Origin of the sequence: Nocardia sp. NPDC087230, assembly GCF_044744725.1 — a bacterium.
Lineage (GTDB): Bacteria > Actinomycetota > Actinomycetes > Mycobacteriales > Mycobacteriaceae > Nocardia > Nocardia canadensis.
In genome coordinates this window covers 748,284-764,322 of sequence record NZ_JBIUYV010000001.1, presented here as the reverse complement: position 1 = coordinate 764,322, position 16,039 = coordinate 748,284, and the positions used below count along the sequence as shown (strand labels likewise).

14 protein-coding genes are annotated in these 16,039 nt (G+C 68.0%); 6 read left to right on the top strand and 8 right to left on the bottom strand.

The genetic code is table 11. The features are described from left to right. Positions 1-149 precede the first annotated feature (149 nt). On the top strand, positions 150-1,646 hold the full coding sequence (locus ACIO52_RS03610; protein WP_218721787.1) for an MDR family MFS transporter: 1,497 nt from the start codon (positions 150-152) through the stop codon (positions 1,644-1,646). Positions 1,647-1,795: 149 nt separating this feature from the next. On the opposite strand, the gene ACIO52_RS03605 is transcribed toward ACIO52_RS03610, so the two are convergent. Further along, positions 1,796-3,016, bottom strand: a complete 1,221-nt coding sequence (locus tag ACIO52_RS03605; protein WP_316576088.1) for a cytochrome P450 — start codon at positions 3,014-3,016, stop codon at positions 1,796-1,798. A gap of 41 nt (positions 3,017-3,057) precedes the next feature. After that, positions 3,058-3,693: a DUF4097 family beta strand repeat-containing protein gene (locus tag ACIO52_RS03600; protein WP_402641381.1), complete on the bottom strand. Its 636-nt coding sequence runs from the start codon at positions 3,691-3,693 to the stop codon at positions 3,058-3,060. Between the two features lie 153 nt (positions 3,694-3,846). Here ACIO52_RS03600 and ACIO52_RS03595 point away from each other — a divergent pair, with 153 nt between their 5' ends. Then, complete coding sequence (locus ACIO52_RS03595) at positions 3,847-6,987, top strand: BTAD domain-containing putative transcriptional regulator (RefSeq protein WP_402641379.1); 3,141 nt, start codon at positions 3,847-3,849, stop codon at positions 6,985-6,987. Here the strand turns inward: ACIO52_RS03595 and ACIO52_RS03590 are convergent. Together ACIO52_RS03590 and ACIO52_RS03585 are read right to left on the bottom strand one after the other, a co-directional pair. Beyond that, the gene (locus ACIO52_RS03590) at positions 6,971-7,750 is read right to left on the bottom strand and encodes an ABC transporter permease (protein ID WP_402641376.1); all 780 of its coding nucleotides are present in this window, start codon (positions 7,748-7,750) and stop codon (positions 6,971-6,973) included. The two genes, ACIO52_RS03595 and ACIO52_RS03590, sit on opposite strands and share 17 nt — an antisense overlap. Next, positions 7,747-8,691 (bottom strand): ATP-binding cassette domain-containing protein, encoded by a 945-nt coding sequence (locus ACIO52_RS03585; protein ID WP_342801529.1) that lies wholly within the window; start codon positions 8,689-8,691, stop codon positions 7,747-7,749. The genes ACIO52_RS03590 and ACIO52_RS03585 overlap by 4 nt, the downstream gene beginning before the upstream one ends. A 171-nt stretch (positions 8,692-8,862) precedes the next feature. Here ACIO52_RS03585 and ACIO52_RS03580 point away from each other — a divergent pair, with 171 nt between their 5' ends. Then, on the top strand, positions 8,863-9,312 hold the full coding sequence (locus ACIO52_RS03580; protein WP_402642147.1) for a GtrA family protein: 450 nt from the start codon (positions 8,863-8,865) through the stop codon (positions 9,310-9,312). Positions 9,313-9,324: 12 nt separating this feature from the next. Here ACIO52_RS03580 and ACIO52_RS03575 read toward each other — a convergent pair whose 3' ends face one another. Further along, a complete protein-coding gene (locus ACIO52_RS03575) occupies positions 9,325-10,914 on the bottom strand; it encodes an ArnT family glycosyltransferase (RefSeq protein ID WP_402641372.1) in 1,590 nt (529 codons plus the stop codon). Positions 10,915-12,275: 1,361 nt separating this feature from the next. Next, positions 12,276-12,815, bottom strand: coding sequence for a hypothetical protein (locus ACIO52_RS03570; RefSeq protein WP_062984823.1), 540 nt, complete (start codon positions 12,813-12,815; stop codon positions 12,276-12,278). 254 nt (positions 12,816-13,069) lie between these two features. Here ACIO52_RS03570 and ACIO52_RS03565 point away from each other — a divergent pair, with 254 nt between their 5' ends. The 3 genes from ACIO52_RS03565 (at position 13,070) to ACIO52_RS03555 (ending at position 14,413) form a co-directional block, all read left to right on the top strand. Next, entirely contained in the window at positions 13,070-13,192 is a 123-nt protein-coding gene (locus tag ACIO52_RS03565) for a hypothetical protein (protein ID WP_143876027.1), read from the top strand. 267 nt (positions 13,193-13,459) lie between these two features. After that, complete coding sequence (locus tag ACIO52_RS03560; protein ID WP_211300397.1) at positions 13,460-13,816, top strand: hypothetical protein; 357 nt, start codon at positions 13,460-13,462, stop codon at positions 13,814-13,816. A 27-nt stretch (positions 13,817-13,843) separates the two neighbouring features. Further along, a complete protein-coding gene (locus ACIO52_RS03555; protein WP_062984825.1) occupies positions 13,844-14,413 on the top strand; it encodes a hypothetical protein in 570 nt (189 codons plus the stop codon). Between the two features lie 53 nt (positions 14,414-14,466). On the opposite strand, the gene ACIO52_RS03550 is transcribed toward ACIO52_RS03555, so the two are convergent. Together ACIO52_RS03550 and ACIO52_RS03545 are read right to left on the bottom strand one after the other, a co-directional pair. Continuing rightward, on the bottom strand, positions 14,467-15,264 hold the full coding sequence (locus ACIO52_RS03550) for an alpha/beta fold hydrolase (protein ID WP_402641366.1): 798 nt from the start codon (positions 15,262-15,264) through the stop codon (positions 14,467-14,469). 139 nt (positions 15,265-15,403) lie between these two features. After that, positions 15,404-16,036 carry a hypothetical protein gene (locus ACIO52_RS03545; protein WP_084503714.1) on the bottom strand — a complete coding sequence of 211 codons (633 nt, stop codon included), beginning with the start codon at positions 16,034-16,036 and terminating at the stop codon, positions 15,404-15,406. Between the last annotated feature and the right edge of the window lie 3 nt (positions 16,037-16,039).

The window sequence follows — 16,039 nt, the reverse complement described above, 5'->3', positions numbered from 1 at the left end:
GATTTGTGTCGTAGGTGAGCGGAATACTGGCCCGCGCCCGATGAGTTGGACCGACGGACTCCGTCTTCTCTCACGTGGTGCCGGGACACAGTAGACCCGGCATCGGGCCACCGCTCGCCCAGCCGATCCCCGCTCCTGGAGGTACCCCGATGCCCGCCGAACTATCCCCGCCGACGACGAAAGGCGGGACGCCGACCGTCATCCGGGTGCTGGTGCTCGCGACGTTCGTGGTGATCCTCAACGAGACCATCATGATCAACGCCATCCCGCGGCTGATGAGCGATCTGCACGTCACCGAGGTGGCCGCGCAGTGGGTCTCCACCGCGTTCATGCTGACGATGGCCGCGATCATCCCGACCACCGGCTGGTTCCTGCAGCGGGTCACCACCCGTCAGGCCTACGCGATCGCGATGGGCGTCTTCATCACCGGCACCGTGCTGTCCGCGCTCGCGCCGACGTTCGCGGTGCTGCTGATCGGCCGCATCATCCAGGCGGGCGGCACCGCGGTGATGATGCCGCTGCTGATGACCACCCTGATGACCGTCGTGGCCGAGCAGGACCGCGGCCGGGTGATGGGCAACGTCACCCTGGCCATCTCGGTCGCACCCGCCATGGGCCCGGTCATCTCCGGCCTCATCCTGCAGATCGATGTCCCCGCGATCGACTCGTGGCGGCTGCTGTTCGTGGTGATGCTGCCGATCGCCGGTGTGGTCACCTGGCTGGGGCTGCGGCAGCTCGAGAACGTCGGCGAACCGCAGCCGGGCGTGCTCGACCTGCCCAGCGTGGCGCTGGCCGCCCTCGGCTTCGGTGGACTCGTGTTCGGCCTGAGCAAGTTCCACAGCGGCAACTACACCACCCCGGCGCTGATCGTCGCCGGTGGCGCTCTGCTGATCGCCACGTTCGCCTGGCGTCAGATCCGGCTGCAGCGCACCGGCACCCCGCTGCTGGACCTGCGGGTCCTGCTGTCGGGCACCTACGCCAAGGCGCTGGTGCTGATGGCCATCGCCTTCCTGGCGATGATGGGCTCGATGATCCTGCTGCCGCTGTACCTGCAGAACCTGCGGCACCTGAGCCCGCTGGAGACCGGACTGCTGGTGATGCCCGGTGGTCTGGCGATGGGCCTGCTCGGCCCGACGGTCGGCCGCCTGTTCGACAAGTTCGGCGGGCGACTGCTGGTGGTCCCCGGCTCGATCGGCATCGCCGTCTCGCTGGCCGGCTTCACCCAGATCTCGCTGACGATGCCGTACTGGCAGCTGCTCGGCCTGCACATCCTGCTGATGATCTCGCTGGCCGCCGCCTTCACCCCGGTGTTCACGCTGGGTCTGGGCGCGCTGCCGATGCACCTGTACTCGCACGGCAGCTCGATGCTGGGCACCCTGCAGCAGGTGGCCGCGGCCTTCGGCACCGCGCTCGTGGTGACGATCATGTCCGCCCGCAGCACCTCGCTCATCGCCGAGGGCACCGACCCGGTCACCGCGAGCCTCGACGGCATGCGCCTGGCCTTCGCGGTCTCGGCGGGCCTGGCCCTGATCGTGATCGCCATGGCGGTCCTGCTGCCGAACCGCGCCGCGGGCGACCCGCACGGCGGTGCCCACGCGCCGGAGCCGGTCGACGAGCCGGAGACGCCGGAGCTGGTCAAGAACTGAGTCGTCACTGGTAGCAAGCCCCCGGTCGCCTCGCGCGGCCGGGGGCTTGCTTGGGTCGGCCCGGCGTTGCGTACCCCGATCCGATGCTGTCGGCGGGCCTTCCGCTGCTCGGCCCAACCGCTGCTGCGGGCTCGGACGCCCCGGCAACGCTAGCGGTCTGTCCAGCGGACCGGCAGCGCGTGCACGCCGTAGATGTTCATGTCGGTCCGCAGTCTCACCTCCTCGGCGGGCACAGCGAGTTCCAGGGCCGGGAAGCGGCGCAGCAGGCCCGCGAAGCCGGCGCGCAACTCGATGCGGGCCAGCTGCTGGCCCAGGCACAGGTGGATGCCGTGGCCGAAGGTCAGGTGGCCCCGCGCTTTCCGGTGCACGTCCAGGGTGTCGGGATCGTCGAAGCGCAGCGGATCGCGGTTGGCGGCCAACAGTGAGACGACGACGGTCGACCCGGCGGGAATCGTCTCGCCGCACAGCTCGATGTCCTCGGTGGCGTAGCGGTAGAAGATGTCGGCGACCGAGAGGTAGCGCAGCAGTTCCTCGACGGCGTCGGGGATCAGCTCCGGATCGGCGTGCAGCAAGGCCAGCTGCTCGGGGTGCTCCAGCAGCGCGAAAGTGCCCAGCGCCAGCATGTTCACCGTGGTCTCGTGACCGGCGAGCAGCAGCAGGAAGGCCACGCCGGTCAGCTCCTCGATGCTCAGGTCGTCGTGGCGGGCCAGGTCGGAGAGGATGTCCTCGCCGGGCTCGGCCCGCTTGCGCTGCACCAACTCGGCCAGATAGCTGTTCATCGCGCCGAACGCGGCCATCTTCTGCGCCAGTTCCTGATCCTTGACCAGGAACTGGGCGGAGTTGAGCTGGAAGGTCGCCCGGTCTTCGTACGGGACGCCGAGCAATTCGCAGATCACCAGCGAGGGCACCGGCAGCGCGAAGGCCTGGACCAGGTCGACCGGCGGGGTCAGCCGCGCCATCTCGTCGAGCTGTCGCTCGGTGATCTCGACGATGCGCTCCTCGAGCTCCCGCATGCGCTTGACCGTGAAGGCGCCGGTGAGCTTGCGGCGCAGGCGGGTGTGGTCCGGCGGGTCCATGGCGACGAACAGGCCCGGGATCTGCGGGGACGGCTCGGTCGGGACGGGCATCCCGGGCGTCTCGTAGGGCACGTGCACGACGCCGAGGTCCTGGCGGGAGCTGAACCGGGTGTCGGCCATCAGCCTGCGCACCGCCTCGTACCCGGTCACCAGCCAGCCCTCGTGCCCGTCGGGGAAGATCAGTGGGCTGACCGGCCGCACCGCGCGCAGCCGGGTGATCTCGCCGGGCGGGTCGAAGGGGCCGGCGTCGCGGTCCAGCGGCAGGCCGTGTGGGATCGAATCGGTGTCACTCATGGTCATTTCCTTGTCGGGTAGGAGGATTCGCGATTCGGCGCTCAGACGGCGGCGGTGTGCCGGATGACGATGTTGCCCAGGGAGTTACGCGCGTACACCGCGACGGTGTCGCCCGACGGCGCGACCGGCGCCAGCAGATTCCGCACGGTGCCCACCGTGGCGGCGGTCTCCAGCCGTACCCCGCTGCCGGGACGGATGCCCACCTCCAGCTCGCCCACCGAGGTCTCCAGCCGGAGCTCGCCACGGGTGGCCTCGCCGATGCGGATGTCGCCCTTGGCGGTCTTCGCGGTGACCGAGCCCAGCGGACGCTCGACGACGATGTCGCCCAGGGAGACCGTCAGGTCGCACTCGCCGAGTTCGCCCGCGCCCAGCAGCCTGCCGACGCCCGCGGTGCCGGTCAGCCGGGAGCCGGTCGGGACCTCGATGGACACCTCGATCGACGGGTTGCCGCCGAACGGGGTGTAGGTGCGCCAGTTCTTCGGCGTCGTCACGGTCAGCACGCCGTCGGTGAACTCGACCCTGGTCTGCTCGGCGGCGCGCACGTCGGCCTTCTTGGCCGCGTCGGCGGGCCGGACCGCGACGACGGTGTCGTGGCGATCCGAGGCGACGACGGTGACGCCGGCCGACAGGACGTCGACGGTGACGGCGATCGGCTGCGGGGTCGGGAAGGTGTTCATGGGTGTCTCCTGGAGATCGGGCCGCCCGGTTTCCGGGGGCTGCGTTGTTGATGGCACTACTGTCGCGAGCCCGCCTGACACCGACCTGACACCGCGCTGACGCCCGCGCTGACGCGATATCCGGACCGGCGACCGATTGACGCGCGAGGCACAATGGGCCGGGTGCAGATCGGGATATTGGGGCCGCTGGAGATCCGGACGAAAGACGGCGGATCGATAGCGGTACCGGGCGCCCGGCTGCGGGCGCTGCTCGTCGCTCTGGCTCTCGAACCGGGCCGCGCCGTCTCGAAAGAGCGCCTGGTCGACTGGATCTGGGGCGAGCAGCCGCCCGCCGACGCGGCGAACGCCCTGCAAGCGCTGGTCTCGCGACTGCGCCGGGTCCTGCCCGACGGCGCCATCGACGTGCAGACCGGCGGCTACCGGCTCACGGTGGCACCCGACGCCGTCGACGCCGTGCGCTTCGAGCAGCTCGTCGATCGGGCGCGCGGCGGCGAGGTCGCGCACCGGGCCCGGCTGCTCCGCGAAGCCACCGGCCTGTGGCGCGGGGACCCGCTGCGCGACCTCGGCGACAGCGCGGCCGTGGACGCGGTGATCACCCGCTTCGACGGCCTGTACCTGGCCGCCCTGGAGGACCGCTACGAGGCGCAGATCCAGCTGGGCGAGGGCGCCGACCTGGTCGCCGAGTTGACCGAGCTCGTGGCCAGGCACCCGGTGCGGGAGCGGCTGGTCGCCGCGCTGATGCGCGCCCTCGGCGCGGCGGGCCGGGCACCGGAGGCGCTGATCGTGTACCAGCGCGCCAGGGAAGCGCTGGCCGACGAACTCGGGGTCGATCCCTCCCCGGAGCTCTCGGCACTGCACGTCGCGCTGTTGCGCGGCGAGGTCGGCGCGCGGCCCCAGGAGCGCACGACCAACCTGCGGGCGGAGCTGACGAGTTTCGTCGGCAAGGAGGCCGATATCGCCGTGGTCCGCGAACTCATCGCGGCGCACCGGCTCACCACGCTCACCGGTCCGGGCGGATCGGGCAAGACCCGGCTCGCCGTGGAGACCGCCCGGACCATGCTCGGTGACCTGCCCGACGGCGCCTGGCTGGTGGAACTGGCCGCCGCCGACAGCGACGGCGACCTGGCGCAGACGGCGCTGGCCGCCCTCGGTCTCCGGGACGCGTTGCTGGGCAGCGCCTCCACCGCCGACCCGATGGACCGGCTCGTCGCGGCGATCCGCGACCGCGAGACCCTGCTGATCCTGGACAACTGCGAGCACGTGATCGAGGCGGCGGCGACCTTCGCCCATCGGATCCTCGGCGAGTGCACCCGGCTGCGCATCCTGGCCACGAGCCGGGAACCGCTCGGCATCACCGGCGAGGCGCTGTGGCAGGTGCGGCCGCTGAGCCTGCCCGCCGCCGTGGCGCAGCCGCGCGAGATCGAGTCCTCCCCCGCCGTCGCCCTGCTGCGCGACCGGGCGAGCGCGGTGCGCACCGACCTCGGCACCGATCCGGACACCTGGGCGACCATGGCGCGCGTCTGCCGGGCGCTCGACGGCATTCCGCTGGCGATCGAGCTGGCCGCGGCGCGCTTGCGCACCATGTCCCTCGATCAGCTCGCCCACCGGCTCGACGACCGGTTCCGGCTGCTGACCGGTGGCAGCCGCACCGCGATCGCGCAGCACCGGACGCTGCGCGCGGTGGTCGACTGGAGCTGGGAGCTGCTCAGCGACGCCGAACGCCGGGTACTGTCGCGGCTGTCGGTGTTCGCCGGTGGCGCGAGTCTGGAAGCGGCCGAACAGGTGTGCGCCGGTGCGCAGGTCGAGCAGTGGGAGGTGCTCGACCTGCTCACCGCGCTGGCCGAGAAGTCGCTGCTGGTCGTCACCGAGGACCCCGCCCCGCGCTATCGCCTGCTCGAGACGATCAAGCAGTACGCCACCGACCGCCTGGTCGAAGCCGGCGACGCCGAGTCGGCCCGCCGGGCCCACCAGGCGTACTTCGCCGGCCTGGCCGCCACCGCCGAACCGCACCTGCGCCGCGCCGAACAGCTGGAGTGGCTCGCCGTGCTCGACGCCGAACACGACAACATCGCGGCCGCGATGCGCGGCGCGCTCGCGGCCGCCGACACCGCCGGGGCGATGGGGCTCGCGGCAGCCGCGGGCTGGTACTGGTGGCTGGGCGGGCACAAGGCCGAGGGCACCGAGCTGGTCATCGCGGCCGCCGAACTGTCCGGTGAGGTCGACGACGAGACCAGGGCCACCGTCTACGGCCTGGTCGTGCACTTCGTGACCTCGGGACGCAATGACGAGCACCAGGTGGCCGAATGGATCGACAAGGCCTACGAGTACGGCCGCGACAGCCGGGGCGGCCATCCGGCGCTGCGCTTCACCGCCGCGCTGAAACACATGCTCCAGGGCCCCGACGCCTATCTCCCCGCCTTCGAAGCGGTGCTCACCGACGAGGACCCCTGGGCCCGCGCCCTGGCGCGGCTGCAACTGGGCAAGCTGCGCACCGTGCTCGGCCACGACGGCCCGGAAGCCGACGAGTACCTCGAGCAGGCGCTGACCGAGTTCCGCGCGCTGGGTGAGCGCTGGGGGATGTCGTTCGCGCTGACCGAACTGGCGAGCCGGACCGCCATGCGCGGCGAATTCGCCGCCGCGAGTGAGCTCTACGAGCAGGCGATCGCGGTGGTCACCGAGGTCGGCGCGATCGAGGACGTGGTCGGCATGCGGACCCGGCAGGCCCAGCTGTACTGGCGGCTCGGCGACGCCGAGGCGAGCGCGGCGGCGCTGGCCGACGCGCAGCGCTGCGCGGACCGGGCGGGCTGGCCGACCGCGCTGGCCGAAGTCGCCCTGACCCGGGCGGAACTGGCCCGTTGGAACGGCGAGACCGAACCGGCGCATCAGCAGATCGACCTCGCGCGCGGCCTGCTCGGCAGCGATGCCGACCAGCCGAATGTCAGTGCGCTGCTGCATGTCCTGCTCGGCTACCTGGCCGTCGACCTCGACGAGGCGCGTGCCCGACACGCCTCGGCCGTGCGGGCGGCGACCCTGGCCGGCCACGCTCCCCTGATGGCCCACGTCCTCATCGGCGTCGCCGACCTGGCCTTGCGGTCCGAGCAATACGAGCAGGCCGCGCGGCTACTGGCGGCGAGCACCGCCACGCGCGGCGTCCCCGATCTGTCCCACCCGGACGCGGCCCGCATCGAGGCGACCGCACGAGATCGCCTCGGTGACAAGGAGTTCACCGAGGCGATGCGGGTGGGTGCGGGTGCTGATCCGGCCGAGCTGGTCGCGATCACGCTCGCTTCGTGAAGCTCGCCCGCGACCACAGGTAACCGACGACGGCGAACCCGGCGCACCAGGCCAGTGCCGCGACGGTGTGGCCGCCGGAGGGCTGCCCGGTCAGGAAGCCGCGCACCGACTCGATGATCGGGGTGAAGGGCTGATACTGGGCGAACTGCCGGATGCCCTGGCCCATCTTGTCGGCAGGCACGATCGCGCTGCTCAGGAAGGGCAGCATGATCAACGGCACCACCGACATCCCGGCCGCCTCCGGGGTCTTCGCGGCCATGCCGAGCGCGACGGTCAGCCAGGCGGCGGCGAAGGCCGTCGCCAGCAGCACCCCGAGCGCGCCGAGCCACTGCACCGCGGTCGCCGGCGAGCGGAACCCCAGCGCGAAACCGACCCCGAGCACGGCGGTGATCGCGACGACATTGGTCAGCATGCTCGCGGCCACGTGCCCGGTCAGCACGGCACCCCGGGACACGTCCATGACCTTGAACCGGTTGATGACGCCCTTGGTCATATCGGAGCTCACCGACACCGCGGTGCCGGACAGCCCGTAGCTGATGGCCAGCATGAGCATGCCGGGCACCGCGTAGTCGATGTAGTTCTCGCCGACGTCGAAGGCGTCGCCGAAGACATAGACGAAGATCAGCATCATCATCACCGGCATCAGCGCCGCGTTGAAGATGGTGACCGGCGAGCGGGTGATGTGGGTGAAGTTGCGGCGCAACATGACCGAGGCGTCGAACAGCGCGACGGACAGGGTGCTGGGTGCGGTGCGGGTGCTCATCGTGCTTCGGCCTCCGTGGTGGGGTGCCCGGTCAGGGCGAGAAAGACGTCGTCGAGGTCAGGGGTGCGCAGGGAGACCTGCTCGGCCTCCAGCGCGTGCGCGGCCAGCTGATCCAGCAGGGCCCGCAGGGATGTCGAGTCACCGTCACCGGGGACGTTCAGGGCCAGCGCGTCCTCGTCGGGAGTGGCGCCCGGCAGGATCCGCGCCGCGGTCGCCAATTCCGTGGCGTCAGCGAAGCGCAGCCGGATGTGGCTGCCGGGGATGCGGCGCTTGAGTTCCTCGGCGGTGCCCTCGGCGACGATGCGGCCCTGGTCCAGCACGGCGATCCGGTCGGCCAGCTGATCTGCCTCTTCGAGGTACTGGGTGGTGAGGAAGATTGTCACGCCGTCGGCGGTCAGCTCGCGCACGATGTCCCACATGGTGCGCCTGCTGCGCGGGTCGAGGCCGGTGGTCGGCTCGTCGAGGAAGACGATCTCGGGCCTGGTCACCAGGGTCATCGCCAGATCCAGCTTCCGGCGCATCCCGCCGGAGTAGCTCGCGGCCGGCTTACGCGCGGACTCGACCAGGTCGAAGCGTTCCAGCAGTCCGGTGATCACCCGCTTGCCCGCCTGCCCGCGCAGGCGGTGCAGGTCGGCCATCAGCCGCAGGTTCTCCTCGCCGGTGAGCAGGTCGTCGACGGCGGCGAACTGGCCGGTGACGCCGATCGCCTTGCGGACGGCCTTGGTGTCGGTCGCGAGGTCGTGGCCCGCCACCCGCGCGGTGCCGCCGTCGGCGGTCAGCAGGGTGGTCAGCACGTTCACCGTGGTGGTCTTGCCCGCGCCGTTCGGGCCGAGCAGCGAGAAGATCGTGCCCGCGTCGACGTGGAGGTCGATGCCGTCGAGGACCGTCTTGTCCCCGTACGCCTTGCGCAGCCCGGAGGCCGCGATTGCTGTGTTGTTCATGGTGATCACCGTCGCCGGTGGACCTGATACCGGGCTGACACCGCCCTGACACCCCCGCTGACGCCGCCGCCGCGCGCCGCGCCAGCGGCATGTCAGTCCGGCGTCAGGTCGGCGTCAGCGCGGACGGCGACGGTAGTCCTCGTGAACAGCACCGCCTTCGCCGCCTCGCCCCTGCGTCCCACCCTCGTCGTGCTGCCGCGCGGCGACCGGTCCGGCCGCGCGTGGCCGTTCCTGCGCGGCGATCACCCCCTCGCGCAGCTGATCCGCTTCGCGCTCGTCGGCGGTGCCAGCAATATCGCCTACGTCGCGCTGTTCGTGGCCTGCGCTGGACTGGGACCGCTGGTCGCCAACATCGCGGGCTCGCTCGTGAGCACCGTGATCGCCAACGAGCTACACCGTCAGCTCACCTTCCGGGCGGCCGACCGGGTGGGCCGGCTCACCGCGCAATGCCAGGGCGGCGGTCTGGCCCTCATCGGCCTGCTGACCAGCTCCGCCGCCCTGGCCGGGCTGGAATCACTGGCGCCGGGCCTCGGTCAGACGACGCAGGCGGGTGCCGTGCTCGTCGTGATGGCGCTGGTCGGCGGCCTGCGTTTCCTGGCCCTGCGCGGCCTGGTGTTCTGAGCCGCCCGCCGCTCAGCGGGTGGGCCGGGTGGTGGCCCTGGGGTCGCGCCAGAGCCCGAGGTCGAAGTACAGGGTCGTCATGTCGTCCCACATGACCGACCACGGCTGCTTCGGTCCCTTGCAGCGCCAGACCGCGACCATCCGGTCGATGCCGGGGATCCCCATCGGATCGTCGAGGTGTGCGACGCGCTCCACCTCGGTGAACCGGGCGCGCAGGTCTGCCTCGGCGGTGTCGAGCCCGAGGTAGATCACCGAGGTGGCCGAGTCCGGCGGCGGGCCGAAGAAGCCGAAGCCCCGGCTCGGGCTGTACGTGGCGGGCAGCCCGTACCGCGCCCCGAACTGCTCGACGGCACCCGCCTGCCAGTACCCCTGCACGACCACCGCGGAGTTCGCCTTTTCCGCGGGCGTCAGCGTGTGATAGCCGGTGCCGACGGCGGACACCATTTCCGACCAATTGGTGGTTCCCCAGAATGCCGAGCGGAAGCCGAGATCGATGGCGTCCTCGGCCTGAATGCGCCAACTCGGTGGCAGCGGCGTCACGGTGATCATGGCAATGAATGTCACCACCGAGATTCCAGCCAGCGGAATCAATGCCAAGTTCATCCACCGTTTACGGTCGAACTGCCAGAGGCCGACGGCACCGAGGGCGAACACGGCGGGAAAGAAGCCCGTCGGGTAATAAGGCCGACCGTGCGTGACGACGACGAATACGGTCATGATCACCAGCGCCACCGCGATGAACCGATACGGGCGCAGCGATTCCTGCTTGTACACCGCCCAAAATCCGAAGGCGAGCAACAACGCGCCGAGTACGCCCGCCAAGCCGAGCCACTGCGGAAAGAATCCCGGCGGACCGTAGCCGGTCGCGTCCTGCTCCGCGCCGATGATCGAGCCCATGGCCAGCTGCGGCCAGTTGTGCTGGGACTGCCAGATCAGGATCGGGATCAGGGAGGCGGCGAGGATACCGGTCGCCACCCACAGCGCGGGCCTGCGCAGGATCTCGCGGGGGCCGCACAGCACGACGGCCAGCCCGAGGCACGCCCAGACCAGCGGGATCATCCACTTCACCTGCATGTCCAGGGCGGCAACGAGTCCGGCGATGATCAGCAGCCGGTCCTGCCGGGTCCGCACCCAGCGGATGAACAGCCAGGTGATCACGGCGGTGAAGGTGGCGTCGAAGGAGAAGGTGCTCAGCACGACCTGCGTGGCCACCAGATACGACGTCGCGTAGGTGCCGGCGGCCAGCAGCTGCACACGGTGGCTGCCCCGCAGTTCGTAGGCGATCAGCGCCGACACGACGACCGAGCCGACGCCCATCACGACCGCGGGGAACCGCAGCGCCGTCGTCGATCCCGGCGCGAGCAGGTCGGCGATCCAGGCGAACAGCGGCACCACCACGCCCTGATCGGCGTAGGTGTAGTCGAGCCGCCTGCCCGCGGAGAGGAAGTAGAGCTCGTCGCCGAAGAACTCGTAGCGTCCCGCCGTCACGGTCAGCGCGATCGCGGCGATCGTGGCGAGCACCGCGACCCCGCGAAAAGCGAACGACGGGTTGGTATTCGGAATTTCCTCCGGCACGGCGCGAACCGCGACGACCGCTGTCATGAATTGCCCCTGATACTCCGACAGACGCGTTCGGCACCTCTCCCGCTGGTGCCGTCACCTCTGTTCGCTGATGAACCGATTCCTCCCCGGCAGCGAACTTGATGAGCGCGAGCGCTCGCGGTCCTGCTCGGATTATCCAGTTTCCGAAAACGTTAATGCCTGCCGGCAGGGTCCGCAAATACACCGCACACCGATAGCGGTTCGCTGTAAGTGAGCAGGACGAGGTGGCCGTGAAATTGTGACCTGGGTAATAAATTCCAGGTGAGTCTATACGACCCAGCCCTCATATCGGGCCATTCGAAATGCGGAACGCAGAACGAGTCATTCGCATACGCGTCGGTAACTATTCATCGGTCCGACAGAAACGAAGTACCCGCGCGGTAAACGGCGCAAACCATATTTTTATGGGCATGTTCGCACGGGGCCCGCCGCGTAGGATCCACCCGCTGCCGGGCACGGCCGACGGCCGGAAAAGCAGAAGGGCCCGGTCTGCCGACCGGGCCCTTCGTTGTGGAGCTAAGGGGAATCGAACCCCTGACCTTCTCGGAGCGCGCGGCATAGACAACCGTGGCCCACTCTGGGCAACCATCGTCTACCAAATCAGCATGCCTACCTGGGGAAATACGCTCCGATACGACAACTATCGACAACGCTGGACAACGCTCGACAACGGCGTGTCCAGCCAAATTAGTGGTGACATAGTGGGGTCCCCGCCCGCTGCCACCGCGTTGGAGAGCCACTCGCCCTGCGTCGAGATCGACGATCGCGCACCCCAGATCGAGGCCGCCTGAGAGTGTGCCAAGCCATACGAGCGATCGGCACGGCCCCGCCCGACCCGATCCACACGTGATGATCAACACACCACCTTCTGGCCGAGCCGTGTATCTCGCCGCAACGCCGCATCGCCGACAGCCACTAGCACCCAGCGATCGCGCGTCACACACCCGAGCATCGCACTCACGACCTTCTCGAAAGACGCCGTGCGGACAAGCAGAGAAGTCGAGCTGAGTTCCCGAATGGCTCACATGCAGGAGCCGTCTACACGGCATCAACGGCTCTCGACGATCGTCCTCTGTACGGGGAGCAGATCGAGGGACGAAAGCTCTTACTCCGGCGAGCGGGGCCAAGATCACGTGAGCCACGATCGCAGACCGATTGACGCTAATGCCGTGGCGCCGACCCCCACGATCCCCGCCAGGCCACGCCTGCGCGGCAGGCGCCTTCAGAGCACGCAACGTGAGGTGGCCGACGCCCGCCCGACGACATCGAGAGCTGGGACAACAGCCATTTCTCGCGCGATTGGATTCACCCGCCCCACCACAGCTGATCCTGTGCTCCCCCGATCAGGGTGCATACGCACGTTAACCCCCAAGATCGACACTGTGCGCACGCTCGTTCAGCCGTGCGCACAGTGCAACTGACCGTGTGCACCCGCACTCGACCGGTGCGCACGCCGAGAAGTCCGAGAAATTCTGCCGTGCGCACACCCTGCAACGCAATGTTCTCGGCGCTGCACCCAGCAGATACGTAATCTCGCACGACAGGGAGGCACGGGCGAAGCGATCCATCCGCGACCGTCCGGACCCGTTACCTTCGTGCTGGGTCGTCGTCAGTCCGAACAGGTACTCGGTCACCCCTTGGGGAGTGAGACCGAACTCCTTGGCAATGTCGCGCACCGTCATCCCTTGCCCATGCAGGCCGGCGAGCACTTTACCCAGCACCTGTGACGATTCGTGGACAAGCGCCGAGCCTGGGCGCGCGGAGCGGACTCCGCGCTTGCTCAATTCCACCAACGCTGCGCGATACGTCCAGTCAGCTATCAAACCCAGCGCATGCAGCCGGTTCGCCAGCGCTGTCGCGGACACGTTCCATCGAGCCTTGGCACGGATGACCTGCGCCACGCTAGGGTTTCGCAGTCCCACCGATAGAACATCATGGCGACTTGAGCAACGCGTTAGCGAACTGATCGCCGCAGCTTCTGCCTCGCACCCGTGCGGCACAGCATGAATGCCGTGAATACACAGGTGCCCGAGGTCGTGAGGTGCATCGAACCGTAGCCGCTCGGCGGTGGTGTCGAGGAAAACGAACGGAGTATTGCGGCGGTAGAAGCTGAAGGCATCGACGTCTCAGCGCCGCGGTCGGCCTCGCGGTGATCATGGCGCTGGCAATGGTGGCCCACGCGCGCTGGAAGGAGCCCGCCGCGATCGTGTTCAACCTTGCCCTGCTGGAAGCCGCGGTGTTCGTCGCTTGGGGACGTTTCGGCCCCTACGCCTCCTGACCACCCCGATTCCCGAAGGAGGACTCGTATGAATGTCACTGTTTTCGGGCCACCGGTTCGCTGATGGTGGAACGGCTGCTCGCGGCCGGGCACACCGTGACCGCCTACGCCCACAACCCGCCAAGATCCCTTCTCGCTGGGGTGAGCAGGTGAAAGTCGTGGTCGGCGAGGTTTCCGATGCAGTGATCAGCGCGTTGGGCCCGAGCATGGACCGCAAAGCCAACCGGGACCCCGCTGATCGAGGGCACCAGCCACATCCTGGCGGCGATGAAGCGTCACGGTGTGGGCCGCTTCATCGGCCACGCCACTCCTGCGGTACTGGACCCGCGGGGGTCCCCGACCTTGATCACCGGGTTGATCGAGTTCATGCCGCGCACGTTCATGCCCCGCGCCTACGAGGAGATCACCGGCATGTCGAACAAGATCATGCCCTCGGGGCTGGATAGGACGATCGTGCGGTTCATCGCCCCCCAAGGACTGTGCACCGAAGGGCCATATCCGGTCAGGTTCTTCGGCACCGACAAGCTCGGCTTCGCGATCACCCGCGCCGGCATCGCCGCCTTCACCGCCGATCAGATCGGCGAGAGTCGCTACCTGCATCGCGCAGCCGCCATCAGCAACTGACCACCGTCGAAACCTGAACGGAGACCTGTGTCCATCGTCATCACCGTTACCTGCGGTCACCTCGGCCGAGCAGCCGTCGAAGCCGTCCTCGACCGCAGCACCGACCCCGCCGAGGTAATCGCCGGTGCCCGCGACCTGGCCAAGATCATTGACCACGCCGCCCGAGGGGTGCACACCGCGGTCATCGACTACGACGACCCCACCACCATTACGCCGGTGTATATGTTCGTGCTGATCTCGGGCACCGCCCTGGCCAACCGCGACCGCCAGCACACCGAGGAGATCGCTGCCGTCGCCAAAGCCGGTGCCGCGCGGATCATCTACACCAGCGGCCTCAAAGCCGACGACACCGCGCTGTCGACCGCGGCCATGCACCTGCCCACAGAAGACGCGTGCGTGCCAGCGGGGTGTCGTTCACGATCCTGCGCAGCGGCTGGTACAGCGAGAACTACGGCCGCGACATCATCCCCACCGTTCGCGAGACCGGTGCCGCTGTCGAGCACCGGCGACGGTGTGGTCGCTTCGGCGTCGCGCCGGAATCTGGCTGAAATCATCGCCGTTGTGGTCACCACCGAGGAGCATCAGGGCAAGACCTAAGAGCTGTCCGGCGACACCGGCTGGGCCTACGACGAACTCGAGCCTCCATGCCGCTATGCAACGTCGCTGTCCGAGTACGCCATTGGCATTGTCAATCCCAGTAGGTGGGCCGCAATCTCACCGCAACGTTCATAGGGTAGGAAGTGTCCGGAGTTCGGGAAGATGACCAGGCCGCTCCTTGGTACGCGACGGTGTATCGCACGAGCGTGATAAACGGGAGTCAACAGATCTCGCGAACCTGCGAATACGACGACACGGCAGTCGAATCGATCCAGTGCCGAGTACCGATCATGGGACAGGATCGAACGAGTCAGCTGTGCGACGCTGCGAGGATTGCTGCTCGCCAGCTGCCCTACCGCTCGGTTCAGGTCGTGGCGGAATGGTCGGTACCCGAACAAGACGGCGCGTGTCAGCTGTCGCACGATGAGCAGCGGCCGGGAAGGGATCACGAGAAGCGGTGCCACAGTCAACGCCAGCGATACCAACCATGACCAGAACCCGCGGCGCATCAGTCGTCCGAGGATATCTCCGGCTCCAGTCGCCACGAACGCGACGCCGACGACTCGCGCTTCGAGCACCATGCTGTCGCGTTCGGCCAACGCCATCAATGTCATTCCGCCCATGGAATGACCGCCGAGCACGATCGGGCCGACGGGTGCATATGCGGAGATGACTGCAGCGAGATCGTCGGCGAGAAGCTCCAGGCTCGCTGGAGCAGATTGCGACTGCCCGTGTCCTCGATGGTCGTAGGCGCGTACACGTACGGTGGGATCCGCCGTGACGACCAGTTGTGCGACGTCTTCCCAACTCCCATGAGAAAGAGCCAACCCGTGTGCCAGGATGATTGTCACTCTCGGGCTCGTCGATCCCCACTCGGCGATATGTAAAGCAGGCCCAGAGTCCCGCTCCAGCGTGTAGTTTCGGGGAGCAACAAAGATCGTAGATTTCGAGGTCATTATTTCAGTTCCCTGCTACTGACAGTGTCGCCGGCTACTTGATCGGAAGGGCCATGTCAACACCGCCGACATCCGTGATCTTCCAATCCGCGTTCTTGTCTAGCGTCACCGTGTAGGTGACGGTTGTTTGCGCACCCTCCGGGGTCTGCACACTGGTCGATGTCACACTCAAGAAGACGTTCACAACATAAACACCAGCGTCTTCCGATTTCACTTTCGCGGCGATGGGGGTCGCGTTCGAACTCCACTTAAGCGGAAGTACTATGTCTTTGAGTTGAGGGGCAGTGAGGTCGAACTTGTTCGTTAGGGCGGGGGAAGTATTCGATTTCAGATTACGTACCCATCCATCGAAGTTCTGATAATCAATATTGGACGCGCCAACAGCGTACTCGGAGGCTACTTCTTCAGCCCTTTCTTCCGCGGACGCAATGGAGTCAGTTTCTCGCAGCTCATTCCTCGTCGAGAGCCACAACAAAAAGCTAACAGACATCCCAACGACAAGTGTTACCACTATCACCCCGACAATGATCGAGCGCAAGTCCACCGACAGCGTTCTTCCCGGACCAAACCGGTTCCTGATCTCTACGACCGACTCTGGCGGCATATCCAACTTACTGGATACGCTCTCCGTTCGGCCGTCGATGTTGTCAGCGGTTTCTATGGGCATGAA

Coding starts and splice junctions, on each gene's coding strand:
- ACIO52_RS03610 (WP_218721787.1), top strand. CDS start 150: ATGCCCGCCGAACTATCCCCGCCGACGACGAAAGGCGGGACGCCGACC.
- ACIO52_RS03605 (WP_316576088.1), bottom strand. CDS start 3,016: ATGAGTGACACCGATTCGATCCCACACGGCCTGCCGCTGGACCGCGAC.
- ACIO52_RS03600 (WP_402641381.1), bottom strand. CDS start 3,693: ATGAACACCTTCCCGACCCCGCAGCCGATCGCCGTCACCGTCGACGTC.
- ACIO52_RS03595 (WP_402641379.1), top strand. CDS start 3,847: ATGGGCCGGGTGCAGATCGGGATATTGGGGCCGCTGGAGATCCGGACG.
- ACIO52_RS03590 (WP_402641376.1), bottom strand. CDS start 7,750: ATGAGCACCCGCACCGCACCCAGCACCCTGTCCGTCGCGCTGTTCGAC.
- ACIO52_RS03585 (WP_342801529.1), bottom strand. CDS start 8,691: ATGAACAACACAGCAATCGCGGCCTCCGGGCTGCGCAAGGCGTACGGG.
- ACIO52_RS03575 (WP_402641372.1), bottom strand. CDS start 10,914: ATGACAGCGGTCGTCGCGGTTCGCGCCGTGCCGGAGGAAATTCCGAAT.
- ACIO52_RS03565 (WP_143876027.1), top strand. CDS start 13,070: ATGGCGCTGGCAATGGTGGCCCACGCGCGCTGGAAGGAGCCCGCCGCG.
- ACIO52_RS03560 (WP_211300397.1), top strand. CDS start 13,460: ATGAAGCGTCACGGTGTGGGCCGCTTCATCGGCCACGCCACTCCTGCG.
- ACIO52_RS03545 (WP_084503714.1), bottom strand. CDS start 16,036: ATGCCCATAGAAACCGCTGACAACATCGACGGCCGAACGGAGAGCGTA.